This window comes from Streptomyces sp. V4I2, assembly GCF_030817655.1.
GTDB classification, from domain to species: Bacteria; Actinomycetota; Actinomycetes; order Streptomycetales; family Streptomycetaceae; genus Streptomyces; species Streptomyces plumbiresistens.
Genome location: NZ_JAUSZM010000003.1, coordinates 10,124,744 through 10,151,451, shown reverse-complemented (window position 1 = coordinate 10,151,451; position 26,708 = coordinate 10,124,744). Strand labels below are relative to the sequence as shown.

Genomic DNA, 26,708 nt, shown 5'->3' with positions numbered 1-26,708 from the left:
GATGCGCAACATGGCGGACGACACGCAGCCCGAACCCGCCGCGCCCACCGCCAAGACCCGCCAGCCGCACCGCGGGCAGGCCGTCACCCGCGCGGTGCAGGGCTGGGGTGCCGTCGTCCGGCGCAAGGTGAGGGCCGGCGAACTGGGCTCGCTCCCTGTCGTCCTCGTCCTCGTCACGGTCTGGATCATCTTCCAGGCACTCAACGAGAACTTCCTCTCGCCCCGGAACCTGTCCAATCTCAGCGTGGACATCGTGGGCACCGGACTGATCGCGGTCGGTATCGTCTTCGTGCTGCTGCTCGGTGAACTCGACCTGTCGGTCGGCTCGATCAGCGGCCTCGCGGCGGCTGTCTTCGCCGTCCTGAACGTGAACAACGGCGTGCCGGAATGGCTCGCCCTCATCGTCGCGGTGCTCGCGGGCACCGCGGCGGGAACCGTTCAGGGCTACTCCTTCGCCAGGACCCGGGTACCGGCCTTCGTCGTCACGCTCGCGGGGCTGCTCACGTGGAACGGCTTCATGCTCTCCATCCTCGGGACCAGCGGCACCATCAATCTCGACGAGAACGGGCTGGTGGCCAAGCTGACCAGCTACTACTTCACCCATGACGGCGTCGCCTACGGCGTGGCCGCGGGCGCGGCGGGCGTGGTCTTCCTCGTGTCCCACCAGGACAGACGGCGGCGCAAGGCCGTCGGCATGCCGCATCGCTCGCTGCGGGGAATCGCGGCGCGCAGCGGAGCACTCGCGGTGATCGCGTTGGCGGCCGCGTATGTGCTCAACCGGTTCCAGGGCCTGCCTCTCGCCCTCCTGCTCTTCCTCGTGCTCGTGGCCGGCCTCGACGTCGTTCTCCGCCGCACGCACTACGGGCGGCAGGTCTACGCCCTGGGCGGGGGCGTCGAGGCGGCCCGTCGCGCCAGCCTCAGCGTGACTCGGGTGCGGACCGCGGTCCTCGCGGTCTCGGGCACCATGGCCGCGGTCGGCGGCCTGTTCCTGGCCTCACGGATCACCTCCGTGAGCCAGAACTCCGGCTCCGGCATCCTGCTGCTCAACGCCATCGCCGCAGCGGTCATCGGCGGCGCCAGTCTGTTCGGGGGACGCGGCTCGCCCTGGAACGCGGTGCTCGGCATCCTGATCATCCAGTCGATCGCCTCAGGCATGTCGATCACGGACACCCCCACCGCCGTCCAGTTCATCATCACGGGCGGCGTGCTCTTCGCCGCCGTGGTCATCGACTCCCTGTCACGACGCTCGCATGAGGCACACGGCCGGGCTTGACTCGTCCGTCTCCGGGCGCGGGGAGCCGACACCCGCTCAACGGCCCGCCGTAGCGCAGGGCGTTGGTGACCAGTTCACTGACGACAAGCTCGGTCGTGAAGACCGCGTCCTCGGGCAGGTTCCACGCGGACAACTGGGCACAGGCCAGTTCGCGGGCGCGGGCGACGACCGCGAGGTCGGCGGGCAGGTCCCACGTGGCGACCCGGTCGGCGCCCAGCGTCCGGGTGCGGGCCAGCAGGAGTGCGGCGTCGTCGGTGCGGGAGTCGGACAGCAGACTCCCGCACCGCCGTCTCGCACGTCTCCTCCAGGGGGCGGCCGGGGTCGGCGAGGGCGTCCCGGAGCAGGGCGTACCCGGCATCGGGGTCACGTCCTCCGGCCTCGACGAGGCCGTCGGTGCACAGGGCGAGCACGTTGCCCTCCGGCAGGTCGAATTCTGTGCCTTCCGCCTGCCCAGTGCCGCGGACATCCCCAAGGCCCGTCACGTCTGCGACCCCGAGCAGCCGATCTCGATCATCTCGCTGGGCCCTGAGCACCACCGGTTCAGCTTCATGCTCGACTCGGCTGACTCCTTTCCCGTCGAGCGGGAGCCCGACCGGGTGTGGGCCAGGGTCGCCGCTTACCTCGACCGCTCGCAGGCCGACCTCGTCCGCGTCGCCACGTACACGTTCCGCTCGCTCGTCGCGGAGCGCTGGCGCAACGGCCGGATCCTGCTCGCCGGAGACGCGGCCCACCGAATGCCGCCCTTCCTCGGGCAGGGCATGTGCTCGGGCATCCGCGACGCCCAGAACCTCGCCTTCAAGCTCGACGCCGTACTGCGGGGCGCCGACGACGCGCTCCTCGACACTTACCAGAGCGAACGCGAGCCGCATGTGCGGGCCATCATCGCCAAGGGCATCGAGCTCGGCCGCGTCCAGACCATGCGCGACCCGGTGGCAGCTGCCGAGCGCGATGCCCGCCTGATCGCGCAGCGCGAAGCTGACGGGCGCCCCGAGAAGATGCGCTTCCCAGGGCTCGGCCCGGGCCTGCGCGACGCGTCCCCGCAGGCCGGACACCTGATGCCACACGGCCGAGTGGAAGCGCACGGCACCGAGGGACTCTTCGACGAGGTCCTCGGCCGCGGATTCATCCTTCTCGTCGACGGCCGCGAGGGCGCATCGCTCGACGCCTCGGCCATCGGGCCGGCCGCCGGGCTCGGCGTGGCCCGTCCACCACCTCACCGACCGCCGCCTCACCACCGAGGGGATCACCGATGTCGGCGGCGTCTACGGACGCTGGTCACCACACTTGCCTCAGCAGTCGAGCCGGTACAGGCTCCTGCCACAGCTGGGGAAGGGATCCGGCCATGACCGCACCGTCCGTCACCCGCCCGCAGGCCCGCAGAGTGTCCGCGAGCACGTTCATGCTGATCGCGGCCTGGGTCGTCGCGTCCCTCGAGGGCTACGACCTCGCCGTGTACGGCGTCAGCGTGCCCGCGATCCTGGGCGACCCCTCGCTCGGCATCGACAAGGCCGAGGCAGGCACCATCGGCTCGCTCGTCGGCATCGGGATGCTGATCGGCGCGGCCCTCGCCGGGGCCCTCGTGCACCGCACCGGCCCGCGCCGCCTCCTGCTCGTCGGCACCACCGTGTTCTCGCTCGGCATGGCGGTCTGCACGTTCGCCGGTGGCGTCCCGTCCTTCGGGGCCGGACGTCTGGTCGTCGGCCTCGGACTGGGCGTCGTACTGCCGACGATCAACGCATACGTCGCCGACCTCAGCGAGCCCGGCCGCCGCAGCCGCAACATCGCCCTGATCATGAGCGGCTACGCGGTCGGCGCCCTGTGCTCCCCCCTGCTCGGCACGGCTCTGCTGCCCGACGTCTCGTACCGCCGGCTGTACGTGATCGGCGTGATCCCGGTGTTCCTGGCCATACCTCTGGTGATGCGGCTCCCGGAGAGCCCGTTCCACCTCAGCCGTACGGGCTGGACGGCCGAGGCGAGGGCGGTGGAGGAGCAGCTCGGTCTCGCCCCGTCGGACTCCTCCCCGACGTCGGACCCGGGTCGCCGCCTCGGTATCGGACCGCTGCTGACGGGCGGGCTCGCGGTCTCGACCGTGCTGTTCTGGTCCATGTCCTTCTGCGGACTGCTGCTGGTCTTCGGCATCAGCACCTGGCTGCCCAGCATCATGCAGGCCGCGGGCTTCTCCCTCGGCTCGGCGCTGCTGCAGACGGCGGCCATGTGGCTGGGCGTCGGCGTCGGCGTCGGCGTCGGCGTCGGCGTCGGCGGCCGGGTCGCAGACGCGCTGGGTGCCAAACGTGTGGTGGTCGTCGCGTTCCTGGTCGGCACATTGAGCCTCGTCGCGATGAGCACCCGCCCGCCGACACCCGTTATGTTCGTGCTCATGTTCATCAGCGGGTTCGGGTTCATCGGTTCGCAGATCCTCGGCAACGCGTTCATCGTCACGCGCTACCCGGACGCCCTGCGCGGCAACGGCCTCGCCTGGGCCCTGTCGATCGGCCGCTTCGGCGCGATCGCCGGCCCATCCCTGGGCGCGTTCGTCCTCAACTCGGGCGCCGACATCGAGTGGGCCTTCTACGCCTTCGCCGTACCGGCGCTGATCGGCGCGTTCGCGGCGGGCGCGGTACCCCGGGTGCGGGCGGTGACGGCATGACGCGGGTCGTCTACGAGTCCTGGGGCCAGCGGGTCGTCTTCGGGTCGGGCACCGCACGGGAGGACGTGGCGGCCGAGGTCGCGGGACTCGGCGCGCGCCGGGTCCTGGTGATCGCGGCCGAGGGCGAACGCGCCCTGTCCGAGGACATCTGCAAGGACATTCCCGTCGTGGCGACGTTCAGCGCCGTCAGGCCGCATGTGCCGGCCGAGGTGGCGCAGGCCGTGCGGGCGGCAGCCCGCGAACACACGGCCGACCTGCTGCTGAGCGTCGGCGGCGGCTCCACCACGGGCACCGCCAAGGCAGCCGCGCTCACCACCGGCCTGCCGATCCTCGCCGTCCCCACGACATACGCCGGCTCCGAGGCCACCCCCGTCTGGGGCCTCACCGAGGAGGGCCACAAGCGCACCGGCGTCGACCCGAAGGTGCTCCCCCGCATCGTCGTCTACGACGCGACCCTCATGCTGTCGCTGCCGACCCGCCTGTCGGTGACGTCGGGGCTCAACGCGCTCGCCCACTGCGTCGACGCGTGGTGGGCCCCCCGGCACAACCCGATCAGCTCCGCCCTGGCCGTCGAGGGCGTCCGCTCGCTGGCATCGGCGCTGCCACGCATCGTCGCCGACAGCCAGGACGTCGCGGCCCGCCGGGAGATCCTCTTCGGCACCTACCTCGGGGCGGTCGCCTTCGCGGGGGCCGGTTCCGGACTGCACCACAAGGTGTGCCATGTCCTCGGCGGCGCGTACGACCTCGAACACGCCGCCCTGCACTCGGTGGTCCTGCCGCACGTGGTCGGCCTCAACCTGCCCGCGGCACCCGAGGCGGCGCGGCACCTCGCAACGGCGCTCGACGAACGCACCGACCCCTTCGGTGCGCTGCTCGCCCTCTACACCCGGCTCGAACCTCCGCGCTCGCTCAGCGAGTTGGGACTGGCCGAGGAGGAACTCGACCGGGCCAGCGACCTCGTCATGGCACAGATCCCCGACACCAACCCGCGGCGCGTGACCCGCGACGAGATGCGCGAGCTGCTGGGGCACGCGTGCCGCGGGGACACCCCGGTGCAGATCCCGCTCACCTCCCCTCGCACGGAAGAGCACCCCCGATGACTGACACGACTGAACAGGAACTGACCGACACGGTCGTCGCGAGCTTCGACACCGCGAAGGACGAACGGTTTCGCGAGGTCATGCAGGCCCTCGTTCGGCACGCCCACGCGTTCGTGCGCGAGACCCGTCTCACCGAGGACGAGTGGGGCGCGGCGATCGAGTTCCTCACCGCGGCCGGTCACATCACGACCGACACCCGCCAGGAGTTCGTCCTCCTCTCGGACGTCCTCGGCATCTCCATGCTCACCGTCGCGGTGAACGAACCGGGCCTCGACGAGTCGACGCAGGCCACGGTCCTCGGCCCGTTCTTCGTCCAGGACTCGCCGGAGATCGAGCTCGGCGGGGACATCGCGGGCGGCGCGACCGGTGAGCCCGCGTGGGTCGACGGCCGGGTCACGGACACCGACGGCAACCCCGTCGCAGGGGCCCGCGTCGAAGTGTGGGAGGCCGACGACGACGGCATGTACGACGTCCAGTACGACGACGGCGGCCTCGCGGGGCGCGCACACTTCTTCACCGACGCCGAGGGCCGCTACCGGTTCTGGGGCCTCACTCCGACGCCGTACCCGATCCCGGACGACGGCCCCGTCGGCCAACTCCTCGACCACGCCGGCCGCTCGCCGATGCGCGCACCGCATCTGCATTTCATGGTGACGGCACCCGGCTTCCGGCGTCTCATCACGCATGTCTTCGTGGCGGGCGCCCCCTGTCTGAACGCCGACTCCGTCTTCGGTGTGAAGGAGTCACTCATCCGCCCCTTCGACCGTCACGAGGCCGGAACTCCGACGCCGGACAGCCGACAGCTGGAGGGACCGTGGACCTCGGCGACGTTCGACATCGTCCTCAGCAAGGAGTGAACCTTTTTAATTGCCTGTCGCACCGAGCCACCCAGCGCTAGTGTCCAGGTGCATCGAGTTGATCCACGAGGAGTTGCAGACATGGTCGGTCGCCCGAGCGCGCGCTGACGTTGTAGGCCGATCGGCCTGTCATCGCGTGCTGCCCTTGATGTCGCGGCACAGCGAGCCTTCTCCTGCCTGAACCGTCGGCGCACCTGTCGTGTGCCCGGTAGCGGGCCTCGTTGTCGGCAACCCGAGGGATCCCTGTGCCGTCCGCTTCCTCCGCCATATCCGATTCCGGTCGCCCCGTTCCGTCGAGCCTGTGGCGGGACAGCGACTTCCGCAGACTCTGGGTGGGGCAGACCGCCTCCCAACTCGGGGAACACACAGGTCTGGTCGTTCTTCCGCTCTTCGCCGTTCTGACGCTCAATGCCAGTGCCACCCAGCTGGGCGTCCTGCGTGCCGTGGGCCAGGCGCCGATCCTGTTGCTCGCGCTCTTCGTCGGCGCATGGGTGGACAGGTGGCGCACTCGCACAGTGATGGTGCTGACTGACGTCGGCCGGACCCTTGCCCTGGGTGCCGCCGCGGTGGCCGGCCTCTTCGGCTGGCTCGGCCTGCCCACCCTCTTCGTGACCGCCTTCGCCGTCGGGGCCCTGTCCGTCTTCTTCGACGTGGCATACCAAGCATCTCTTGTACGGCTGGTGCAACGCGATCAGCTGGTGCAGGGCAACAGCGCGCTCGAAGGCAGCCGGTCCGCGGCGCAGATCGGCGGTCCGGCCCTCGGCGGTGCGTTGGCGTCCCTGCTGTCGGCGCCGATCGCTGCCGCCTCCAGTGCACTGTTCTTCGCGCTGTCGTTCCTGTCCATCCGACGAATCCGTCGAGTTGAATCGAACCCGGAGCGCCTGGAGCGTCCCTCTTGGGTCTGGCGGCGGATCCACGAGGGTCTCCGTTTCGTCGTCCGCGACACCGCGCTGCGGACCGTGTGCCTGGCCTCAGCCGCCTTCCAGTTCTCCTTCGCGGCCGTGATGACCGTCTATCTGCTCTTCCTGCCGCGAGAACTTCACCTGTCCGGAACCGCCGTCGGGCTGGCACTCGCGGCGACAGGGCCGGGCGCACTCCTGGGCTCCGTCCTGGCCGCCCGCCTGCCGAACCGGTTCGGATACGGCCCGGTGCTCGTGGCCGCGGCCGCACTCGGCGACGGCGCGTTCTTGTGTGTACCCGCGCTGCACGGCCCCCCTGCGGTGACCGTCCCCGCGCTCGTCGCGGTCAACTTCGTCTTCGGGGTCGGCGGCCAGTTGGTGAATGTGGCGGTCATGGCCGTCCGACAGACCGTCACTCCAGACGGGATGCAAGGCCGCGCAGCCGCGACGATCACGTTTGTCGGCATGGGGCTGTCCCCACTCGGCTCCCTGTTCGGCGGATTCCTCGCACAGGAGTGGGGGTTGCGCACCAGTCTCCTGGCGACGGCTGGGGGCATGTTGCTGTCCCCGGCAGTGATGGCTCTGTCCCCACTCGCACGCCTGGGACGGACGCTTCCGGCCGCGCAGAATGCACCGCTGACGGCTGGCCGCTCCGAGGTTCACGAATCCGGCAGCCGCCCTTCAGGGGACGTCGAGTGACCTCGAAAGCCCTGTCCGGGCTCGTCAGCGGTTTCCTCGCCGGATTTTTCGGACTCCTGGCCCATCATCGCAAGGCAGCCGCCCGGTGGGGCGGCCGACGCGGCGTATGAGCGGTGAAGCGCGGCGCACAGCACAGCGGGTGTCCACCACCAGTCGATACGGCCGCAGACGCCCGCGCACTGGTCTGTGGAGTCGCCCACGAGGCAGGCGAGGCGAGCCGGTGAACGCCCGGCACGTGCGGTTCCTCGTGGACGCTCGGCAGAGGAGGCACGACATCGCGATGTGCCGGACCGGCCCATGTCCTGGGTACCGCAGAACAAAGGCGCCCTGCATGGGCCGGGCGGCGCGGCTCCGGGCAGCAGTGCCGAGCTCGGCATCACCTGGGTCGCCGCTTACGTGTACGGGGCAAAGTGATCTTCCAGGCCCTGATCGTGAGGCCGCGCGGAGTGGCAAGGAACCACGCGAACCTTGCCTGCGCCGCATACCCGGCGCACGCTGTTCGTATGGCTGCTCACGACGGCCCCGGCCCTACGCTCATCACCTCCGTGCAGCGGGCCTTCCGCCTGCTGGAGGCGGTGAGCGCGCACGAGAACGGCGCGCCGGCGAAGCAGCTGGCACGGGAGACGGGGCTGCCTCTGGCCACCGCGTACCACCTGCTGCGAACCTTGGTCCACGACGGATACCTGCGGAAGCTGGACGACGGCGGGTTCATCCTGGGCGACAAGCTGCAGACGCTCCACACCACGGGCCGCGGGCAGGCGCTGCTCAGCCGGGTCCGTCCGGCGCTCGCCGCGCTGCGGGACGAGCTCGCGACCGCCGCCTACCTCACCTTCTACGAGGACGGCGAGATCCGGGTCGCCGAGATCGTGGACAGCCCCCGGGCACCCCGAGTCGACCTCTGGGTGGGATTCGAGGACGCCGGCCACGCCACCGCACTGGGCAAGTCGGTGCTGCGCGAGCTGGACGAGGACTCCCGCAAGGACTACCTTTCCCGGCACCACCTCGCCGATCTCACGCCACGGACCATCACCCACGCCCCGGAACTGCTCCGGCGACTCGACTCCTCCCCCGTGGCGCCGGCCGTCACGGACATGGAGGAGTACGCCCTCGGCACGGTCTGTATCGCGGTGCCCGTGTACAGCGGGAACGTGCTCGGCTCGCTCGGCGTATCGCTGCGGGCGGACCGACTGTCCCGACTCGAGGAGATCCGGGCGCGACTGCTTCCGACCGCGAGCCGCGTGACCACCGGCCTGTCACTCACTATCTGAAAACCGTCTCCTTGTGGCACTCTGACTAATCCTCTTTCCTGAACCAAACGGACATTTCCGGAGCACACGCTCCGTACAAAGGTGAGGACTGCGGGCAAAACATGAGCCACACCCGAGTGCATGGTGGCGACTACGGACCGATACGGCGGCCCAGAAACCAAGCGGCCGCCTCGGGGACGGTGTCCTGGAATCGTGTCGCCGCACAGCTGGCCTCCGGTACGCCCGTAGTGCCCGTGTTGATCGTTTCCGCCATCGTGGTCGTCGACCTCCTCACCGGAGTCGGGCTGACCTGGCTGTCACTGCTCGCGGCCGGGCCCGCGCTGGCCGCCACCACCAGCGGACCGCGCGGAGTCCTCTGTGTCGGTCTCCTCGCCGGGGTGCTGAGCGCGGTGCTCGGCATCCATGACGGTGCACCGGGCCGCGAACTGGCAGCCGTGCTGTCCGCCCTGGTGGCCGTCACTCTGGCGAGTGCCCTGGCCAGCGCGTTGCGCGGGCGTCGCGAGCGGGTGCTCGCGGCCGTCCGCTCGGTCGCCGAAGCCGCCCAGCACGCGCTGCTCCAGCCCGTACCGGCGACCGTCGGCCCCTTCCAGGTGGCCGTGCGCTACAGCGCCGCGGCCGCGGAGGCCCGTATCGGCGGGGATCTCTACGCCCTCGTGCCCACCCCGTACGGGGTTCGGCTGATCGTCGGCGATGTGCGCGGCAAGGGGCTGCCGGCTGTGGGGATCGCGGCCCTGGTGGTCGGGGTCTTCCGCGAGGCGGCCTACGAGGAGCCCGATCTCCTCGCCGTCGTCGACAGGATCGAGCGGAGTCTGGCGCGCAATCTCAGCTGCGACGACTTCGTCACCGCCGTGGTCGCCGGACACCCCCGACCAGGCCATCTGGAGCTGGTCAACTGCGGACACGCTCCCCCGCTCCTGGTACACGGCTCCGGAGTGGTACCGGTGGAACCCGCCCATCCGGCCCCGCCGCTCGGCCTGCGCGCCCTCTCAGGTGAGACCCCCAGCCTCCAGATACTGCCCTTCGCCGACGGGGATCAGCTGCTGCTCTACACCGACGGGGTCACGGAGGCTCGCGACCACGGCCGTGAGTTCTACCCGCTCACCGAGAGGCTGGCGCAGCACCTGTCCGACGAGCCGGCACATACCCTCACAGCGCTCCACAACGAACTGCTGGCCCATGTGGGAGGCCGGCTGCACGACGACGCGGCGCTGCTCCTGCTCCGCAAGCCCGCCGTGCCCGAAGCGGCCGTTCTCGAGGATGTGTCCTTGCCGGACGGCGAAGTCATCGCCGCCCGGCACGTTCGGAGCGGTCCAGGCCCGGTCGAGCAGCGACATGACCGCACGGCGTAAGGTCCCGCACGACTCACCGGGATCGGGCACCCCCAGGTGGAATCACGCGACTCAGGCCTCGGACTCCGGAGCCGGTCCGCTGGTCCCCCTGACCACCAGTTTCGGGTCCAGCACGGCCTCCCGCGGTGCCGCGTCCTGACGCACCGTGGTGAGGCCGATGGGCATCAGGTGGGACAGATGACTGTCGTCGTAACCGACGACCGACATGTCACGGGGGACGTCGACCCCGCCCTCGTCAGCGACATCAACAGCCCCCACGCGCACCGGTCGTTGCCCGCCAGGACCGCGGTCGGCAGGGGCTGCCCGCGGTCGCGCTCCGCCAGGAGCGACTGCCCCGTCTCGATGCCCGACAGCTCGGTGTGGTCACCGGGAACGACCCGCACTCCGACTCCAGCCCGTGACGGCGCATCGCGGCCCGGTAGGCACGTCGCCGACCGGCCGACCCGGGACCACGACCGCCGTCGAGGTGCAGGATCCGACGGTGCCCCAGCTCGACAAGGTGATCCATGGCCTGTCGCACCCCCTTGCCCTCGGTCGAGTGCACGAAGTCGACGTGAGCGTGGGGCACCCGGCGACTGACCGACACGATGACCGTCCGACGCCCGAGCTCGTCGAGGTAGGCGGCCTCCGCGTCGGAGCCGAGCAGGATCACCGCCTCGCAACGATGGCCGAGGAGCGCCTCGATCGCCTTGGCCTCGCCCCGGCTCTGCGTGGCTGCGGAGAGCAGTACGTCGTAACCGAGCCGTTCGGCCTCGGGGTAGATGCCCGCGATGCGATATCCCACAAACCGTCCGGCACGATCCAGCTCCACGTTCACGGCCCCCGTAGGCGGGTCGGCCCACGTCAGCAAGGGCACGGTCTTAAGACAGCGTGATGCCGAGTCGCTCCGCCAGCTCGTGGGCGCCGATGCCGTACGTCTCCCGGATCCGTACCCCGTCGGGACCGACGTCGAAGACGCCGTGGTCCGTGTAGACGCGGCTGACACAGCCGACGCCGGTGAGGGGGTAGGTGCACTGCGGCACGAGCTTCGGCTCACCGGAGCGAGTGAAGAGCGTCATCATCACGTAGACGTCCTTGGCGCCGATCGCGAGGTCCATGGCACCGCCGACGGCAGGGATGTCGTCGGGCTTGCCGGTGGTCCAATTGGCGAGGTCACCCTCGAAGGCGACCTGGTAGGCCCCGAGGACGCAGACATCGAGGTGCCCGCCGCGCATCATCGCGAAGGAGTCGGCGTGGTGGAAGTACGCCGCGCCCGGCAGCTCGGTCACCGGGACCTTGCCGGCGTTGGTCAGGTCGGGGTCGACCGCGTCGCCCTCGGCCTTCGGACCCATGTTGAGCATGCCGTTCTCGGTGTGCAGCACCACTCCGGAGTCGGCCGGCAGATGGTCGGCGATCTTGGTGGGCTGCCCGATACCGAGGTTGACGAAAGCACCGGCCGGGATGTCGCGTGCGATGACGGCGGCCAGTTCGTCCATCGAGAGGCGGCGGTCGGCGCGCACCTGATCGCTTGACGTGGTGGTCATCGGGCCCCCTGCACGGTGTAGTGGCGGGCCTTCACCTGGACGACCCGGTCGACATAGATGGACGGGGTGACGACGGCCTCGGGGTCGAGCTTGCCGGGCTCGACGACCTCGTCGACCTGGACGATGGTCGTCGTCGCGGCCGTGGCCATGACCGGCCCGAAGTTGCGGGCCGTCTTGCGATAGACGAGGTTGCCCATCGCGTCCGCGACGTGCGCGCCGATCAGTGCGTAGTCGCCCTTGATGGGGTACTCCAGCAGGTACTTGCGACCGTCGATCTCACGCTCCTCCTTGCCCTCGGCCAGCGGCGTGCCGACCGCGGTCGGGCAGTAGAACGCGCCGATGCCGGCACCGGCCGCGCGCATCCGCTCGGCGAGGTTGCCCTGCGGCACGACTTCGAGCTCGATCTTCCCCGCGCGGTAGAGGCCGTCGAAGACCCAGGAGTCGGCCTGGCGCGGAAAGGAGCAGAGCACCTTGCGCACCCGGCCGGCGGCCAGCAGCGCGGCCAGTCCGACGTCACCGTTGCCGGCGTTGTTGGACACGATCGTGAGGTCCTTCGCACCCTGCCGGATGAGCGCGTCGATCAGATCGAACGGCATGCCGGCCAGGCCGAAGCCGCCGACGAGGATCGTGGACCCGTCCTCGATACCGGCGACCGCCGCATCCGCGCTCTCGACGACCTCCGCCCGGCTCACTGGGCCGACCCCGTGGCGTCGCAGTTCTCGAGTACGACGGCCAGCCCCTGACCGACTCCGATGCAGATCGCGGCGACGCCGTAGCGCTGCTTCGTCACGCGCAGCACCTTGGCCAGCGTGGCGAGGACGCGACCGCCCGAGGCGCCCAGCGGGTGCCCGATCGCGATGGCGCCGCCCTTCTGGTTGACGATGCCGGGGTCGATCTTCCACGCGTCGACGCAGGCGAGCGACTGCACGGCGAAGGCCTCGTTGAGCTCGACCGCGCCCACCTGGTCCCAGCCGATCCCGGCCCGGGCCAGCGCACGGTTCGCGGCCTCGACCGGGGCGTAGCCGAAGGCCTGCGGCTCCAGCGCCATCACACCGCGGCCGGCGATACGGGCGATCGGGTCGGCCCCGGTCATGGCCGCGGCCTGCTCGCTGCCCAGCAGCACCGCGGAGGCACCGTCGTTGAGCGGGCTGGCGTTGCCCGCGGTGATGGTGCCGCCCTGCTCCGGCGTGCGGAAGACCGGCTTGAGGCCGGCCAGCGCCTCCGGCGTGGACCCGGCTCGGATGCCCTCGTCGCGGGTCAGGCCGACGCCTTCGACCGGCACCACCAGGTCGTCGTAGAAGCCCGACTCCCACGCTGCGTGGGCGAGTTGGTGGGAGCGGGCGGCGAACTCGTCCTGGCGCTCCCGGGAGATCCCGAAGCGCTCCTGGAGCTGTTCGTTGGCCTCACCGAGGCTGACCGTCCACTCCTTGGGCATCCGCGGGTTGACCAGTCGCCAGCCGAGCGTGGTCGAGACCGCGGTGACATCGCCGGCCGGGAACGGCTTCGCCGACTTGGGCAGCACCCACGGCGCACGTGTCATGGACTCCACGCCGCCGGTCAGCACCACCTCGGCGTCGCCGGACTCGATCGTGCGGCTGGCCGTCATCGCCGCGTCGAGGCTGGACCCGCACAGCCGGTTGATGGTGGTGCCGGGCACGCTCACCGGGAGCCCGGCGAGCAGCGCCGCCATGCGGCCGACGTTGCGGTTCTCCTCGCCGGCGCCGTTGGCGTTGCCCCACACCACGTCGTCGACCGCGGCGTGGTCGAGGCCCGGCACCTTGGCGAGCGTCGAGGTGATCGCGGCGGCGGCGAGGTCGTCGGGGCGGACGCCGGCCAGCGCGCCGTTGAAGCGGCCGAACGGAGTCCGCGTCGCGGCATAGATGAAAGCACTCATGGCAGCGACGCTAGTACCGGGCCGCGATATTCTGAAGTACACATATGGCACACGATTGATACGGACGACCTATGGATCTGCGTCACCTGCGGTACTTCGTGGCCGTGGCCGAGGAGCGCCACTTCGGTCGCGCCGCCGAGCGGCTCAACATGGCCCAGCCACCGCTCTCCACGCAGATCCGCCAGCTCGAGGCCGAACTCGGCGTCGAACTGCTCCACCGCACCACACGCCGCGTCGACCTCACCGAGGCCGGCCGGGCCTACCTCGAGCGGGCGCGCGCGATCCTCGCCGACGTCGACGAGGCCGCCCAGCACGCACGGCTCGTCGCCGCCGGCTCGGTGGGCCACCTCTCCATCGGGTGCGTGGGCTCGGCGACGTACAGCCTCCTGCCCACGCTCTCGCGGCGGCTCACGGAGGAGCTTCCCGGCGTCGACTTCTCCTTCCGCGGCGAGATGCTCGCGCCCGACCAGGTCGAGGCGCTGCGCACCGGCGGGATCGACATCGCGCTGCTGCGCCCTCCGGCCGCCGACCTCTCCCTCACCATGCACACCCTGCGCCGGGACCGGCTCGTCGTCGCCGTACCGGTCGACCACCCCCTCGCCCGCCGGAAACGGCTACGCATCGCGGACCTCGCCGGCGCCGACCTGATCGTGCACTCCGCCGACCGCCGGTCGGTGATGTACGACGTCGTGCTGGGCCTTCTGCGCGACGCCGGCGTCGAGCCGCACATCCGCCACGAGGTCGGCGAGACCTCGACGCTGGTCACGCTCGTGGCCGGCGGCCTCGGCGTCGCAGTCGTGCCGGAGCCCGTGACCGCGTTGGCGCTCGACGGCGTCGTCTACCTACCGCTGGCCGGGGCCGACGCCCGCGTGGAGCTGGCCGTGGCCCACCGCCCCGACCGCTCCGAGCCACACCTGGAGCGCACCGTGGGGATCATCCAGGCAATGTTCTGATCACACGCCGCTTGTCCGCGTCCACGACGGGGCGCCGGCCGCCGACGCGGGCTCGGGCTCGAGTTCGGGTTCGGGTTCGGGTTCGGGTTCGGGCAGACTCCAGGCCGTTCTTGGTCTTGCGGACGATGTCGCGGCGCCGGTCCTCGGCGAGCGCAAGCGCCAGGTCCAGCACCAGGGAGCGTTCGGTGTGCTCGCCGGAGGCGATGCCCTCCCGGACCATCAGGGCGATACAGCGCTGGAAGAGGTCGTTCAGGACGATCAGTCCTTCCAGAAGGTTGCGGCCGAGGCGGTCGACTTCCTGGACGCAGAGCATGTCACCGTCGCGGAGATGGTCGAGGGCGGCGGCCAGACCAGGCCGGGCCGGGCCGGGCCGGTCGGCTACAGGGAGCTTGCCGCTGATCCTCCCTCGAAGACTGCTGTGCTGCGACCGGCGCCGCGGGAGGGCCGTAATTCGCGTGCCCTGGCCACGGGTCAACGCATGCACTGTGACCAGGCGCCACGAGTCGTGGTAGCGGTATTTCGAGGAGGCAGCGGCGCAATGGAGATCCGTTCCACGACCGATGAGGACCTTGACGTCTTCGTCGACACGGTCCATGCCGCGTTCGGGCACTTCCCGGAAACCCCGGTCGAGGGCGGCGGTCTTTGGTGGTCGGCGCTCGAAACGGACCGCTGCCCGCTCGCCCTGACGGAGGACGGGCGGCCCGTCGGCACCGCCGCCGCGCACTCCTTCGAGCTCACCCTGCCCGGTGAGACCCTCGTCCCGGCCGCCGGGGTGACCGCCGTCGGCGTCCTGCCCTCGCACCGGCGCCAGGGCGTGCTCAGCGCGATGATGCGCCATCAGCTCGCCGAGGTGCGGGCCCGCGGGGAGTTCCTCTCCGTGCTGCTGTCCTCCGAGGCCACGATCTACGGCAGGTTCGGCTACGGACCGGCGACCTACACGGCGCGGCTGACGGTGCCGCGCCACAAGGCCGCCCTCGCCGTTCCCCGGGCACGCGGAGGGGCCGACACGCCGACGACCGGCTCGGACACCGGCTCGGTTGAGGTGCTGCGTCGTGCCGAGTGCGGCGAGATCCTGGAAGAGGTCTACGACCGGTATCGCCGCGCCCAGCCCGGCGCGCTGTCCCGGCCGCACCGCTGGTGGGCCTTGCGCGCGGGGCAGCCCCCGATCTCGCCGGCGCCACGCTATGTCGCTGTTCACCGGGACGCCGACGGCGTCCCGGACGGGTACGCCAGCTACTCGATCGAGTCCGGCACCCTGACGGTCGACGAGACCATCACCACCGACGACGCCGTCTTCACGGCCCTGGTCCAGTTCGCACTCGGACACGACCTGGTCTCTCAGATCGTGTTCCAGCACGTCCCGCCCGAGCATCCGCTGCGCTGGCAGCTCGCGGACTTCCGCGCCGGCGAGGTGAGCGGCGCCATGGACTGGCTCTGGGTGCGGCTCCTGGACATCCCGGGTGCTCTGACGGCGCGCGGCTGGTTCACGGACGGCGAGCTCGTCCTCGCCGTCGACGACCCGTTCCTCGGCGAACACGGCCGTTACCTGCTGACCGTCCGGGACGGCAAGGCGGAATGCGTTCCGACGGATCGGGAGCCCGACCTGTCCCTGGACATCAGCGACCTGGGTTCGGGAGTCCGACGCGCACGCGGTGTCCCGTCGGCACCGCGCGGTGTCCCGGGCGGCGAAGGTGGCGTTCACCAGTCTCGTCACGGCGGCGCGGAAGTTGTCGACGGTGATGCAGTGCCGACGTACGTGCCGCAGCGCGGCCTCGCTCTCGCCGTGCACGCCGGTCGCCACGATCGCGCGGATGCCATGTTTGTACCCAGCGCGAAGATGGCCGGCAGCAGTCGGCGCTGGCGGACGTCACGGTCGATCCGCTGGCACCAGAGCTGATGTGCCTGTGGATCGAGCTCGCCGCCGCGGCCTCACGGCCGGATCATCAGGCCCACGCCTACTTCGTCGAACGCTAGGAACGCGGGCACACCCAGTTCGCCGAGGGCTCCACGACAAGGCAGAGCGCAGCAGGCTGCGCGAAGGCATCAGTCCCGAGAGCGCGGCGGTCCTCTTCCACGCCGTGCTCAACGGGCTCCAACTGCAGTGGGTACTCGACCAGGACCTCGACATCGTCGGACCCGTCACCAACTTCGTAGGCCTGCTCTTCGACCAGCGCGCCGGCGAATGAGCGGATCGTCCCCGGGCGGCCTCAGGGGAGCGATCACGGACGACGGCGACGATCCGTCGTGTTCCTCGCACGAGCAGCGGTGCCGTCCGGGCTGAACGTGCGCGACGGCGAAGCTGCGGTGCAGAAGGGGCAGCCAGAGGCCACGGAGGTGAAGTCCATGACAGGCGATCGCAGCGGCGGGGCCGAGACGTGAAATCCCCGCCTGCCACCGCGACACACCCACGGACGACAGCGGCCCGGCATTCACCACTCCTCAACTCCCTTTCCACGTAAGCACCGTTGTCCGGTAGACGGACTCGTGTTCCACTGATTGTTTTCTGGCGCATTGGTCACCGGTCATCCGCTCACGGGCGGGAGAGTTCTTCCATGGGGGGTCCGTGGGTGAAGACCTGGGGTTCGAGAAACTCCTCGACGAGGACGGCTTCTTCGCGCACCTGTTCGCGCGGTCGCCGTCAGGTGCCGACCGGAAGCCGCTGTACGGCCCCGACCTGCCCGTGGTGCTGCTCACCGGCGGCCCGGGCATGGGCAAGGGACGGCTGCTGCGTGCGGTGCGGGACGGTTTCGCCGCCAAGGTGCCGGTGATCCACCTGGACTGCGCCTCCCCGGTGTACGCGGACAGGGCCGGGCCGGAGCCGGACGCCCGCTCGGATACGACCGAGGCCCTGTTCGAGATCGCCCAGCGGCTGTACACCTGGCAGGGGACGGGCGGCTCGTTCGCCTTCCCGCGTTTCTTCACGGGCCTCGCGATGATCGCCACGGGGGCCGGGGAGGGCGCCCCCGAAGCGGTCGCGACGGAGGTCGAACGGTACGAGCATCTGTCCCAGAAACCGCGCCTCCGCGGCCTGGGCGCGGGTGACTTCTGGCGGGGCGTCCTCCATGGAGCCGTCCGCAACCTGCTGTCGACCCTCTTCGGGCAGACGCTCGACCCGTACTCCGCGGCCGTGAGCAACGCACTTCTGGACGCCCTCTTCGCACGCCTGGCGCCCCGGGGCAAGGCGGAACTGGAGCGGCTGTACGGCGCGTATCCCGGCGCGGCCGATCAGCCCAGGCACGGACTGCGCAATCTCGCCGCCGACTTCCTGGCCGGCGGCGAGGGCCGGGAGCTGGCGGAGAGCTTCCTCTTCCGGGCGCTGCGCGAGGACCTCGAAGCGGCATACGCCGGGACGGCGGGCTGGCTGTTCCGGGTCGGCCGCCCGGGGCTGCTGCTGGACCACGCCGAGTCGCCCCTGGGCGAGCGGCTGCTGAGCGCCGTACTCGACGACCGCAAGGGCGGGCAGCGCGACCGCTTGGTGATCGTGGGCACGGCGCGCCGGGCGGACGGCGGCGCCTTCCTGCACGGTGGGCTGCCGGCCCAGGCTCCCCCGGCGGAGTTCCGGCCCGCCGACGGCGGCCCTCCCGCCTGGTCCCGGCGCACGGGCTCAGGAGCGGACGGGGCACCGCCGGCGGACGGGGTGCTGCTGCTGCGCATGCCTCTTCTCACCGGCGACCAGCTCCGCGAGGAGACCCAGCGAAGACAGCAGCGCGGGGAGCCGGAGGGCGGCGCGAACCGCCGCCGTATCGATGCCGCCGTGGCCCGGCTGAGCGGCGGACGGCCGCACATGGTGATCCGGCTGGCCGCTGCTGCCGCCGCCTTCCGCATGCCGGCGGACGCCAACGACCGGGACCTCCTGGACGCCCCGTTGCGTCTGCCCGGCGGCGACCCCGAGCGGCCGGTGGCGGACGTACTGCTTCAGGATCTGGTCCTGGATCAGTTGCCGGTGCGGCTGCCGGATGTGCACCACGACCAGTGGCTCGATCTGCTCACGCATCTGTCGGTGGCGCACGACGAGGAGTGCGCCGGCGTCCTGCTCCGCCACCATCAGGCGGGCCGCGTCCACCACTTGACGGCACATCAGGTCTCCCAGCTGCTCACCGACACCGGGTGGCCCGGCTGCGAACGGCACTTCATCGGGGACTTCGGGCTGCGCCAGCTGCTGGTGCACCGGCTGTACGGCCTGCGCCCCGACGGCGCCGCCTGGTACGCCGACCACCACCTGCTGCGGGACCACTACACGAGCCGCGCGGCCGACGAGGAGGCGCCGCACGGCGCGGCGTTCCGCTCGGTCACGGCGCACCGGATGAACCACCATCTGGTCTCCGGCGGCGTGGACGACGTGGTCCGCCATCTGACCGCCACGCTGCCCGGCCGCCCCCAGGAGTGGTGCGCGGAGCTGCTGGAGATCGCCCAGGCGCCGTATCCGGGCGGAGCGGACACCCGGCGGGCACGCGCCCAGGGCCTGGTGCCCGTGGACGGACCTGCGCTGCGCCGCACCGTCGACCAGCTGCTGCACGCGGTGTGGCTGTGCGAGGAGCGGACCAGATCGACCGGCAAGACGGCCGAGACCCTGTCCACGTTGCTGGAGCGTCTCGTGGCCATGGACTTCGACGGCGCCGGACAACTCGACAGGACCGCCACGGAGTGGAAAGCCCTGGCGGCGAACGAGCAGCCGTTGCTGCACTGCACCTGCACCCGACGGCTCGGGCGACGGAGGTAACGGGGATGCCCAGATGGAAGAAGTTCCTCATCACGCTGCTGGGTCTGGGACTGATCGGGGCGGCCGTCTTCACCGGTTGCAGAATCTCCCAGCAGGAGGACACCTGCGCCGACGGCGTCGAGCGGACCGGCGGCGAGTGCATCGGCCTCAACGGTAAGAGCTACGACTTCGGCACCCCCGAGATCGCCGACGTGGCCCGGGCCATCGCACGTGAGAACAAGCGGATCGACGGCCAGCCCCACGTCACGGTGGCGATGATGCTGCCGCTCCAGTCGGACAAGGCGGCGCTGCGCCGGCAGATGCGCAGCGACCTCCAGGGTGCGTACCTGGGGCAGCGGCAGGCCAACGAGGGCGAGGGAGAACCGCCGAAGATCCGTCTGGTGCTGGCCAACCCCGGGCGGAACTACGAGCAACAGGAAAAGGTCGTGGACACCCTGCTGCGGATGGCCGACTCGCCAAACGACCGGCTGCGCGCCGTCACAGGGTTCAACCTCAGCCTCGACACGACAGAAGCAGCCGTCAAGCGACTGACGGAGCACAAGGTCCCGGTGCTCGCCTCCCGCATCAGCGGGGACCGGATCGCCAACGAGGACACAGCGGACGGGATGGCACACCAGCAGTTCCCCGGCCTGGCCCGGATCATCCCCACCAACCACGACGCGGCCCAGGCCCTGGCCAACTTCAACGGCGAACGGGGCCGGGAGAACCTCAAGACGGTGCTGGTCTACGACAAGCGCCCCGACAGCTACAACGAGTCGCTGGCGAAAGCGTTCAGCGGGATCGAGGAGAAGGGCCCGGCCGGGCCCGCCCCGATGCCGTTCGAGTCCCCCGCGATCGACGAGGCCGGCTCGACCGGCAACCAGTTCACCCAGCTGGCCAACAACATCTGCGACTCCCGGGCCGACATCGTCTACTTCGCGGGACGCACGCTGCACCTGCGGATCTTCGCGCTCAAGCTCGCCCAGGTGGGCTGCAAGGACCGGCACTACACCATCGTCAGCGGTTCCGACGCCGCCTCGCTGCGGCAGGACATGACGGAGAAGGACTGGGCGCAGCTGCGCGGCGAGGACGGCACGGCGAAGGTGACGGTGCAGTACGCCGCCCCCGCGCACCCGGAGGCCTGGAACACCGAACTGGCCCGCTGGAACAAGCAGTGGGACGCGGACCACGACCGCAAGCCCACCGCCGAGGAACTCCCCCAGTACCTCACCGAGCCCAAGACCGCCCTGGACACCCTGAAGAAGCGGATCGAGACCACGCGCAGCGAGGGAACGAGCCTCGGCTCGGCCCCGGACCTGGAGGACTCCCGGACGATGCTCGTGTACGACGGCCTCGTCACCATCGGCAAGGCACTGCACCAGACGCAGAGCGGCGGTCCCGAGGCGGTGCCCGGCCTTGAGGACGTCCGGGGACAGTGGTCGCTGCTCCAGTCCCGGCACCGCGTGCAGGGCACGAGCGGCCTGATCTGCCTGACCAGCGGTGGAAACGCATACGACAAGCCGGTCGCAGTCGTCGACCTGGACCCGGGTCTGGCGGGCGCCGGCACGCTGAGGTTCGTCGGCCTGGGCTGGCCCACCGGCCGGGAACAGCCGAAGAACTGTGTGATTCCCAGCAGCACGCCCTGACCGGCCCGAGGTGCTGCCGGAGGGGTCGGTGAAAGCGGCCTTCATCGGGCACTCGCCGAGGTGCCGGACAACGTCGCCTTCACACTGCTTGACCCCGCCGAACAGGGCCGCCGGATCGGAAACAAGGCCGGCCGGCCATGCCGACCTTCAGCCGCTCGCCGACCCGCAGGGACCGGTCGAGGCTCTCGGTGAACAGACAGCCGACGCACGGCGCAGCGAGGTGGGCCCTCTACCCACGCCTGCAGACCATCGAGCGACTGCTCGGCCGCGACCTGGAATCCGGCGAACAGCGCACGTCACTGGCTGCTCCGTGGACGGTAGGGCTGGATGAGCTGGTCGACGGGTGCGTAGTCGTCGGTGAGCAGTTGGGCATCGCCGATCCAGGAGGTGAGGTCCTCGCCGCTACTGATCTTCCAGCCGATCTGCCGGGCGTCCAGCGCCTCCTGGGTCGCGCGCAGGTCGACTGGTCGGTCGGAGGCGACGACCACCAGATTGCCGCCGTCGGAACTGGCGGTCGGGTCGAGGCCGATGTCGGCCGGAGCGCCGACGAGGGCGACGTGCTCGAAGGTCTCGCTGAGGGTGGCTACTTCGGCACGTGCGAAGGCCAGACCACCGTGATCGATGAGGTTGGCAACGTACAGGCCGCCCTCGTTGAGCACCCGCCGTACGTCTGTCAGCGCCTCCACCGTAGTGAGGTGCCACGGCACGCTGACGCCCCCGAAGGCGTCACCGACGACGAGGTCACGGCTGCCGGCGTCCAGTCGACGCAGGCCGAGCCTGCCGTCCTCGGCGCGTACGTCGATACCGGCTTGTGATCTCAGACCGAGCTGGTCGCGGTCGATGCGCACGACCCCGCTGTCGATCTCGGATACCAGGCTGCGCGTCCCGGGCCGCGTAGCGGCGAGGTAACGGGGAAAGGTGAGCCCGCCGCCGCCCAGGTGGTGGGCGGCAAGTGGCTCACCTTCGGGAAAGGCGGCATCGACCACCGACGCGATGGCGCGCACGTACTCGAACTTCAGGAAGGTCGGGTCGTCGATGTCGACGTAGGAGTGCCGCACGCCGTCCAGCACGAGTGTCCGGCCGCTGTCCCGGTCGGGGTCTGCGACGACCCGTGCGCAGTGGTACCTGGTCTCCGCGTCGCAGCCGCCGGGCGCGACGGTGGTGGCGAGGCTGCCGGCCACGACCACGAGTGTCAGGGCAGGGGTGCCGCTCCATCCACGCGTTCGCCACTCGACCAGCGCCGCGCCGACCACCAGCAGTGTTCCGAGGCCGATCAGGATGCCGCTGACCGGCAACCGCGATACGAGGACGAAGCCGGTGAGGACGGTGCCGACGATGGCGCCGACCGTGCCGACACCGGACAGTCGGCCGACAACCGTTCCGGTCTCGGCGAGGCTGGTCAGACGCAGCTTGGTCACGATCGGCGTCACCGCGGAGAGCAGCGCGCCCGGCACGAGGATGGTCAGCGACGCGATGAACAAGAGAATCGGTGGTGCCCACTCCCCAGTGGTGCGCAGCACGGCAGGGGTGAGCGCCACGACCGCTCCTGACACGCCGAGCGAGGGGCCTATGAGCCTGCGTGGATTGACCTGGTCGGCGAGGCGCCCACCCAGCCAGGAGCCGACGGCGATCGCGGTGAGGGCGATGCCGATCACCATGGTGCTGGTCTCGAGGGTGAGGCCGAGGTAGGGAGCCAGCAGCCGCAGAGCGACGATCTCGACCACCAGGACTGCGGCCGAGGACCCGAACACAAGCGCGGCAGCGGTCCGGGGACCCAGGCCGTGGTGGTGAGGCGTGCCGTCGGCGGCGGGCGACGAAGTCGATCTGGTCACGGGCAACATCCTTGCATGCAAGCCGTGTTCGGCCGAGTGGCTGGAGCAGTACACCAGCCGGGCACGACCCCGCCCCTGTCGCACGAGCGGCGTTTCGTCAGGGAGCGGTGAGTACGGTGATCGCAACGGCGCGGATGTAGCGCCGAGGGCAGTGGCGCCGGATGCGGCAGCTGTGGGTGGCGGTCCCGTTGCCGTGCCGGTTCCACCGGGACAAGGGGCCGGACAGCTCCTCCGTGGCCCGCCGACCGCTTCGACGCCGCTGTGTCAGTCCCTGCCTCTACGGTTTGCCCATGACTCCTGAGATGTGGAACCGGTTAGGTCCCTTCCGTGACGAGGCGATCGCGCGGGGCATACCAGCCGAGGACGTGGAGCGGTGGTTGGCCACCGCCCGCCCCTGCGCGACGCTGACACAGGACGGGGACGGGCCGGTGGTGGGCCAATTCGGCGGTCCGCTCCTGCTTCCGGCCGATACCCCGGACCCCGCCCACCCCTTCGTCGCCTCCATCGACCTGGCGGCCCTGCCCGCCGACGCGACGGACCTGCCCCTGCCCCCCGACGGTCACCTGCTGCTCTTCGCCTTCCCCGAGACCGCCGACTATGACGAACCCATGGGCAGTGTGGTGTACGTCCCCGTCGGCACTGCCGTGACGGAACGGGACAGGCACGCTTGGAACTCCTCCGAATTCCACGACTACGAAGCGATGTTCAAGGCGTTCCCGCAGGGTCCGCTGCGGGCCACGACCACTGTGTCGCTGCCCTGCCACGAGGCGGTCGAACTGCCCGGGAGAGCGGGGAGCGGGCCGCTTCCCGGGCATCCCCGCTCCGAGGAACTCGTCGAGGTCTGGGAGAGCACCCATGACGACATCGCCCCCGAGGGGCCGCTGCAGATCGGGGGATACGCCGATGAGGAGGCCGTCTACTACGACCCGGTCGCCGTTGCCGTGTCCACGGCCGCGAGAGCGGCGGAAACGGGCCGGTGGGACGGACCGGTTTCGGACGACGTCTCGGACTGGGTGCTCCTGGCCGACTGGCATGCCGGCATGGACGTGCAGGGCTGGGAGAGCGCCACCGTCCACTGGGTGATCCAACGCGAGGACGTGGCCGCGCGGCGCTTCGACCGTGCGTTCACCTCGGTTTACTGGAACCCCTGACCTGTCGTCATCGGCCCGGGGCATCAGCACGCTGCCTACCCGTTCCCAGGTGCCGCCGATCGTCCACCTCCGCAGCCGGTTGTCAACGCCCCGTCAGTTGCCGTACCGCTTCGGGTCGGTGGATTCCACGAGCGCGCGTGCCCACCAACCCGCGGCCGGGGCCCGAAAAGAAGGGGCTCCGGCCGGCGAACCGGACGCCCACCCAAGCGGCCGCTCCCGCGGCGGGCTGCCGAGTAGCCGGGCGTGCCCGCAGTGGCCGGCCCGGCCGGCATCAGGGCAGCCGCCGCCGAGGATGCTTTGGTGCATGAGCGGACAGGGGGGCCGGATGCCGGTGCTGCTTGGTCCTGCGGTGCCGGCGGACACGAGCACGGCCTGTTACCCCCGACGCGATGCGATGTCGACCGGGGACAGCCGGGCCGGTCGCTCGCCCTCGGATCGCCGGCGGCAGACCCACCTGGCAGGTCTCGCCGGGCGATCTTGGCGTGGGTCTTGCAGGATGGTCCCGGTTGCCCGGCCACGGAGGCTGCTGAGGGCAGCCGCTTCCCCTGCGCGGCGGACCGCCGCCCCATCGTTCACTCAGGAGCCCGCATGGCAGTTGTGGCGGAGGAACTGGAACCGGTCCTGGAGGACGCACGCCAGGCTCACACCGCGGTCCTCGACCGGCTCCGGGCGGATGCGGCGGTCACGCCGCCGGGTCCGTACCGGCAGATGCTCGAAGGCCAGGCGGCGCAGGTGCAGGTCGGTCTCCAGCGCATCCAGCATCGGGTACACGATCTGCGGCCCCGAGGGATTCTCGGCAACGCAGCCGACGTGACGCGGTTCGTCTCGCATGGTGCGATGCGCACGGTCATGCTGCCGCTGACGATCGGGACGGGGATCGTGCGGCGCGTGCTGCCCGGCGGCGGCCCGGCCGATGCGCGGCAGCTGCTGAGGAACGCGGAGGACGAGTACGCCGCTGCGGCACGGGCACTGGCCGCCTGCCGGGCCGGAGAGGTCCTCGCCGAGCAGGTGGACGACGAGGGCACCGCCGAGTTGCTCGGCTCGCTGCGCCGCCAGGACGAGGAACTGCTGCAGGCGCTGGAGGACAGCCTCGCCGAACAGGCACGCGCCGTCGTGGCATCCGCCAACGGTTCCGGCCCACCCGAGAATCAGCAGGGCGGTGTGGCCGACGCGGCCGGCCGGACCATGCGGACCGCTGTCAATCGGGCACGTCATGCCGCTCGCAGCGGCGTCCGATACGCCAGAGGTGGCGACTCCAGGGGGACGGTACGGGGTGTGCCCGAGCCCGGCCCCATGGCCGAGGAGGTCCTGGGGGCGGTCAGGCGGGAGGAGGACCTGCCGATTCCCGGGTTCAGCCAGCTCAGCACCGAGCAGATCCAACGCCGGCTGCGCTCGCTGTCCCAGTTGGATCTGACGGTGATCGAGGGCTACGAGCGCGCCCATGCGCGCCGCAGGAGAGTCCTGGACGCCATCGAACAGCTGCGCGGAGCCGAGCCGTGGACCGGCTATGACGCCATGAACACGGGCGATGTCGTCGCGAGCCTTCAGGACGCTCCCACCGACCAGGCCCGTCAGGTACTGGAGCACGAACAACGCCATCGCCAGCGCCAGGAGGTCATCTCCGCCGCGAAGGCACGCGCCTCCGGCTGACGAGGAACCGTCTCGGACCTGGTGTAGCGGGGCGACGCCGATGCGGTAGGCGCCGCCTAGGGTGGAGTTGTGGGCGACGGCATGGTGACGCTGTTCCTGTGCGGGGACGTGATGCTCGGTCGCGGCGTCGATCAGATTCTTCCGAACCCCGGTGATCCGGTGTTGCGGGAAGGCTACCTCGTGGACGCCCGATCCTACGTCCGGATGGCGGAGGCGGCCGACGGCCCGATTCCGGCTCCGGTCGATCCGTCCTGGCCGTGGGGTGAGGCGCTGCGGTTGCTGGAGGAGGCCGACCCGGACGTCCGGATCGTGAATCTGGAGACGTCCGTCACCTGCGCGGACGCGTTCGCGCCGGGCAAGGAGGTCCACTACCGCATGCACCCCGACAACCTGCCCGCCCTCACGGTTGCCCGGCCGGACGTCTGCGTCCTGGCCAACAACCACGTGCTGGACTTCGGCCGCGCGGGCCTGGACGAAACGCTCGGCTCGCTGGCCCGTGCGGGTCTGCGGACGGCGGGCGCGGGACGGGACGCCAACGAGGCGTACGCGCCCGCGGTGCTCCCGCTCTCCTCGGGTGGCCGCGTCCTCGTCTTCGCCCTCGGGGCACGCTCCAGCGGCATCCCGTCCGACTGGGCGGCGACCGCGGACCGCTCCGGCGTCGCCTACGTCCCCGACCTGTCGGCCGCCGCCGCCGACGCGGTGGTCCGGCACGTGGCCGCGACCAAGCGTGCGGGCGACCTCGTGGTGGTCTCCGTGCACTGGGGTTCCAACTGGGGTTACCTCGTCCCCCGCGACCAGATCCGTTTCGCGCACGCCCTGGTGGACGGTGGTGTCGACATCGTCCATGGACACTCCTCGCACCACCCGCGCCCCGTCGAGGTGTACCGGGAGCGGCTGATCCTGCACGGCTGCGGCGACTTCATCGACGACTACGAGGGCATCTGTGGCTACGAGGAGTTCCGCGACGACCTCCGGATCGCCTACCTCGCCACGGTGGCGGCGGGCACGGGACGGCTCACCGGCCTGCGCATGGTCCCCCTGCGCGCCCGCCGCATGCAGCTGGAGTCCGCGCCCACCGAGGACCGCACCTGGCTCCGCACCACCCTCGCCCGCATCAGCCGTGGCGTGCGCATCACCCTGGAGACCGACGGCACCCTGGCGGCGGAAACCGGACCATGACCCGAGGGCTTCGGCTGACCCTGCTCGGCGTGTGCGCGAGGAACCCGCCGCGCTTCACACCGGCGGGCCTTCTCCTGCGCCGCGCCCCG

20 protein-coding genes and 3 pseudogenes are annotated in these 26,708 nt (G+C 70.8%); 16 read left to right on the top strand and 7 right to left on the bottom strand.

What is annotated here, in order from left to right:
* Position 1 precedes the first annotated feature (1 nt).
* Positions 2-1,273, top strand: coding sequence for a sugar ABC transporter permease (locus QFZ76_RS47425; protein WP_307680345.1), 1,272 nt, complete (start codon positions 2-4; stop codon positions 1,271-1,273).
* A 74-nt stretch (positions 1,274-1,347) separates the two neighbouring features.
* On the opposite strand, the gene QFZ76_RS47420 is transcribed toward QFZ76_RS47425, so the two are convergent.
* Positions 1,348-1,755, bottom strand: a complete 408-nt coding sequence (locus QFZ76_RS47420) for a SpoIIE family protein phosphatase (protein ID WP_307679511.1) — start codon at positions 1,753-1,755, stop codon at positions 1,348-1,350.
* A gap of 66 nt (positions 1,756-1,821) precedes the next feature.
* On the opposite strand from QFZ76_RS47420, the gene QFZ76_RS47415 reads away from it, so the two are divergent.
* The 7 genes from QFZ76_RS47415 to QFZ76_RS47385 all read left to right on the top strand — a co-directional run bounded on the left by QFZ76_RS47415 (position 1,822) and on the right by QFZ76_RS47385 (position 10,092).
* A complete protein-coding gene (locus tag QFZ76_RS47415; protein WP_307679510.1) occupies positions 1,822-2,619 on the top strand; it encodes an FAD-dependent monooxygenase in 798 nt (265 codons plus the stop codon).
* A complete protein-coding gene (locus QFZ76_RS47410; RefSeq protein WP_307679508.1) occupies positions 2,616-3,920 on the top strand; it encodes an MFS transporter in 1,305 nt (434 codons plus the stop codon). Before QFZ76_RS47415 ends, QFZ76_RS47410 begins: the two co-directional genes overlap by 4 nt.
* Positions 3,917-5,020: a maleylacetate reductase gene (locus QFZ76_RS47405; RefSeq protein WP_307679507.1), complete on the top strand. Its 1,104-nt coding sequence runs from the start codon at positions 3,917-3,919 to the stop codon at positions 5,018-5,020. The genes QFZ76_RS47410 and QFZ76_RS47405 overlap by 4 nt, the downstream gene beginning before the upstream one ends.
* On the top strand, positions 5,017-5,877 hold the full coding sequence (locus QFZ76_RS47400; RefSeq protein ID WP_307679506.1) for a dioxygenase: 861 nt from the start codon (positions 5,017-5,019) through the stop codon (positions 5,875-5,877). Before QFZ76_RS47405 ends, QFZ76_RS47400 begins: the two co-directional genes overlap by 4 nt.
* Positions 5,878-6,122: 245 nt before the next feature.
* A complete protein-coding gene (locus QFZ76_RS47395; protein ID WP_307679505.1) occupies positions 6,123-7,475 on the top strand; it encodes an MFS transporter in 1,353 nt (450 codons plus the stop codon).
* A gap of 503 nt (positions 7,476-7,978) precedes the next feature.
* Positions 7,979-8,743, top strand: a complete 765-nt coding sequence (locus QFZ76_RS47390) for an IclR family transcriptional regulator (protein ID WP_307679504.1) — start codon at positions 7,979-7,981, stop codon at positions 8,741-8,743.
* 233 nt (positions 8,744-8,976) lie between these two features.
* Positions 8,977-10,092, top strand: coding sequence for a PP2C family protein-serine/threonine phosphatase (locus QFZ76_RS47385; RefSeq protein ID WP_307679502.1), 1,116 nt, complete (start codon positions 8,977-8,979; stop codon positions 10,090-10,092).
* 51 nt (positions 10,093-10,143) lie between these two features.
* Here QFZ76_RS47385 and QFZ76_RS47380 read toward each other — a convergent pair.
* The 4 genes and pseudogenes from QFZ76_RS47380 to QFZ76_RS47365 all read right to left on the bottom strand — a co-directional run.
* Positions 10,144-10,864 (bottom strand): annotated as a pseudogene (locus tag QFZ76_RS47380) (LacI family DNA-binding transcriptional regulator); the annotation flags it as partial.
* Between the two features lie 88 nt (positions 10,865-10,952).
* Positions 10,953-11,615: a 3-oxoacid CoA-transferase subunit B gene (locus QFZ76_RS47375; RefSeq protein ID WP_307679501.1), complete on the bottom strand. Its 663-nt coding sequence runs from the start codon at positions 11,613-11,615 to the stop codon at positions 10,953-10,955.
* A complete protein-coding gene (locus tag QFZ76_RS47370) occupies positions 11,612-12,307 on the bottom strand; it encodes a 3-oxoacid CoA-transferase subunit A (RefSeq protein WP_307679500.1) in 696 nt (231 codons plus the stop codon). Before QFZ76_RS47370 ends, QFZ76_RS47375 begins: the two co-directional genes overlap by 4 nt.
* Positions 12,304-13,509: a thiolase family protein gene (locus QFZ76_RS47365; protein WP_307679499.1), complete on the bottom strand. Its 1,206-nt coding sequence runs from the start codon at positions 13,507-13,509 to the stop codon at positions 12,304-12,306. The genes QFZ76_RS47370 and QFZ76_RS47365 overlap by 4 nt, the downstream gene beginning before the upstream one ends.
* Positions 13,510-13,580: 71 nt before the next feature.
* On the opposite strand from QFZ76_RS47365, the gene QFZ76_RS47360 reads away from it, so the two are divergent.
* Complete coding sequence (locus QFZ76_RS47360) at positions 13,581-14,462, top strand: LysR family transcriptional regulator (RefSeq protein ID WP_307679498.1); 882 nt, start codon at positions 13,581-13,583, stop codon at positions 14,460-14,462.
* Here QFZ76_RS47360 and QFZ76_RS47355 read toward each other — a convergent pair.
* On the bottom strand, positions 14,443-14,937 hold the full coding sequence (locus QFZ76_RS47355) for a recombinase family protein (protein WP_307679497.1): 495 nt from the start codon (positions 14,935-14,937) through the stop codon (positions 14,443-14,445). The genes QFZ76_RS47360 and QFZ76_RS47355 overlap by 20 nt on opposite strands.
* 63 nt (positions 14,938-15,000) lie before the next feature.
* Between QFZ76_RS47355 and QFZ76_RS47350 the strand changes: the two are divergent.
* From QFZ76_RS47350 to QFZ76_RS47340, 3 genes and pseudogenes are all read left to right on the top strand, one after another.
* Positions 15,001-16,095 (top strand): annotated as a pseudogene (locus tag QFZ76_RS47350) (GNAT family N-acetyltransferase); the annotation flags it as partial.
* 930 nt (positions 16,096-17,025) lie between these two features.
* Complete coding sequence (locus QFZ76_RS47345) at positions 17,026-19,182, top strand: hypothetical protein (protein ID WP_307679496.1); 2,157 nt, start codon at positions 17,026-17,028, stop codon at positions 19,180-19,182.
* Positions 19,183-19,187: 5 nt separating this feature from the next.
* On the top strand, positions 19,188-20,807 hold the full coding sequence (locus QFZ76_RS47340; protein WP_307679495.1) for an ABC transporter substrate-binding protein: 1,620 nt from the start codon (positions 19,188-19,190) through the stop codon (positions 20,805-20,807).
* A 296-nt stretch (positions 20,808-21,103) separates the two neighbouring features.
* On the opposite strand, the gene QFZ76_RS47335 is transcribed toward QFZ76_RS47340, so the two are convergent.
* Positions 21,104-22,639: a fused MFS/spermidine synthase gene (locus QFZ76_RS47335; RefSeq protein ID WP_307679494.1), complete on the bottom strand. Its 1,536-nt coding sequence runs from the start codon at positions 22,637-22,639 to the stop codon at positions 21,104-21,106.
* A 290-nt stretch (positions 22,640-22,929) separates the two neighbouring features.
* On the opposite strand from QFZ76_RS47335, the gene QFZ76_RS47330 reads away from it, so the two are divergent.
* The 4 genes and pseudogenes from QFZ76_RS47330 to QFZ76_RS47315 all read left to right on the top strand — a co-directional run bounded on the left by QFZ76_RS47330 (position 22,930) and on the right by QFZ76_RS47315 (position 26,619).
* Positions 22,930-23,790, top strand: a complete 861-nt coding sequence (locus QFZ76_RS47330) for a DUF1963 domain-containing protein (protein ID WP_307679493.1) — start codon at positions 22,930-22,932, stop codon at positions 23,788-23,790.
* Positions 23,791-23,905: 115 nt separating this feature from the next.
* Positions 23,906-24,019: pseudogene (locus QFZ76_RS47325) on the top strand (IS5/IS1182 family transposase); the annotation flags it as partial.
* Between the two features lie 359 nt (positions 24,020-24,378).
* Positions 24,379-25,440, top strand: a complete 1,062-nt coding sequence (locus tag QFZ76_RS47320; protein ID WP_307679492.1) for a hypothetical protein — start codon at positions 24,379-24,381, stop codon at positions 25,438-25,440.
* A gap of 69 nt (positions 25,441-25,509) precedes the next feature.
* Entirely contained in the window at positions 25,510-26,619 is a 1,110-nt protein-coding gene (locus tag QFZ76_RS47315; RefSeq protein ID WP_307679491.1) for a CapA family protein, read from the top strand.
* Positions 26,620-26,708 lie beyond the last annotated feature (89 nt).

What these genes read in the sequence shown, in the direction of transcription:
- QFZ76_RS47410 (WP_307679508.1), top strand. Translation starts at nt 2,616, where the DNA reads ATGACCGCACCGTCCGTCACCCGCCCGCAGGCCCGCAGAGTGTCCGCG.
- QFZ76_RS47340 (WP_307679495.1), top strand. Translation starts at nt 19,188, where the DNA reads ATGCCCAGATGGAAGAAGTTCCTCATCACGCTGCTGGGTCTGGGACTG.
- QFZ76_RS47360 (WP_307679498.1), top strand. Translation starts at nt 13,581, where the DNA reads ATGGATCTGCGTCACCTGCGGTACTTCGTGGCCGTGGCCGAGGAGCGC.
- QFZ76_RS47320 (WP_307679492.1), top strand. Translation starts at nt 24,379, where the DNA reads ATGGCAGTTGTGGCGGAGGAACTGGAACCGGTCCTGGAGGACGCACGC.
- QFZ76_RS47425 (WP_307680345.1), top strand. Translation starts at nt 2, where the DNA reads ATGCGCAACATGGCGGACGACACGCAGCCCGAACCCGCCGCGCCCACC.
- QFZ76_RS47330 (WP_307679493.1), top strand. Translation starts at nt 22,930, where the DNA reads ATGACTCCTGAGATGTGGAACCGGTTAGGTCCCTTCCGTGACGAGGCG.
- QFZ76_RS47390 (WP_307679504.1), top strand. Translation starts at nt 7,979, where the DNA reads ATGGCTGCTCACGACGGCCCCGGCCCTACGCTCATCACCTCCGTGCAG.
- QFZ76_RS47405 (WP_307679507.1), top strand. Translation starts at nt 3,917, where the DNA reads ATGACGCGGGTCGTCTACGAGTCCTGGGGCCAGCGGGTCGTCTTCGGG.
- QFZ76_RS47365 (WP_307679499.1), bottom strand. Translation starts at nt 13,509, where the DNA reads ATGAGTGCTTTCATCTATGCCGCGACGCGGACTCCGTTCGGCCGCTTC.
- QFZ76_RS47415 (WP_307679510.1), top strand. Translation starts at nt 1,822, where the DNA reads ATGCTCGACTCGGCTGACTCCTTTCCCGTCGAGCGGGAGCCCGACCGG.
- QFZ76_RS47375 (WP_307679501.1), bottom strand. Translation starts at nt 11,615, where the DNA reads ATGACCACCACGTCAAGCGATCAGGTGCGCGCCGACCGCCGCCTCTCG.
- QFZ76_RS47400 (WP_307679506.1), top strand. Translation starts at nt 5,017, where the DNA reads ATGACTGACACGACTGAACAGGAACTGACCGACACGGTCGTCGCGAGC.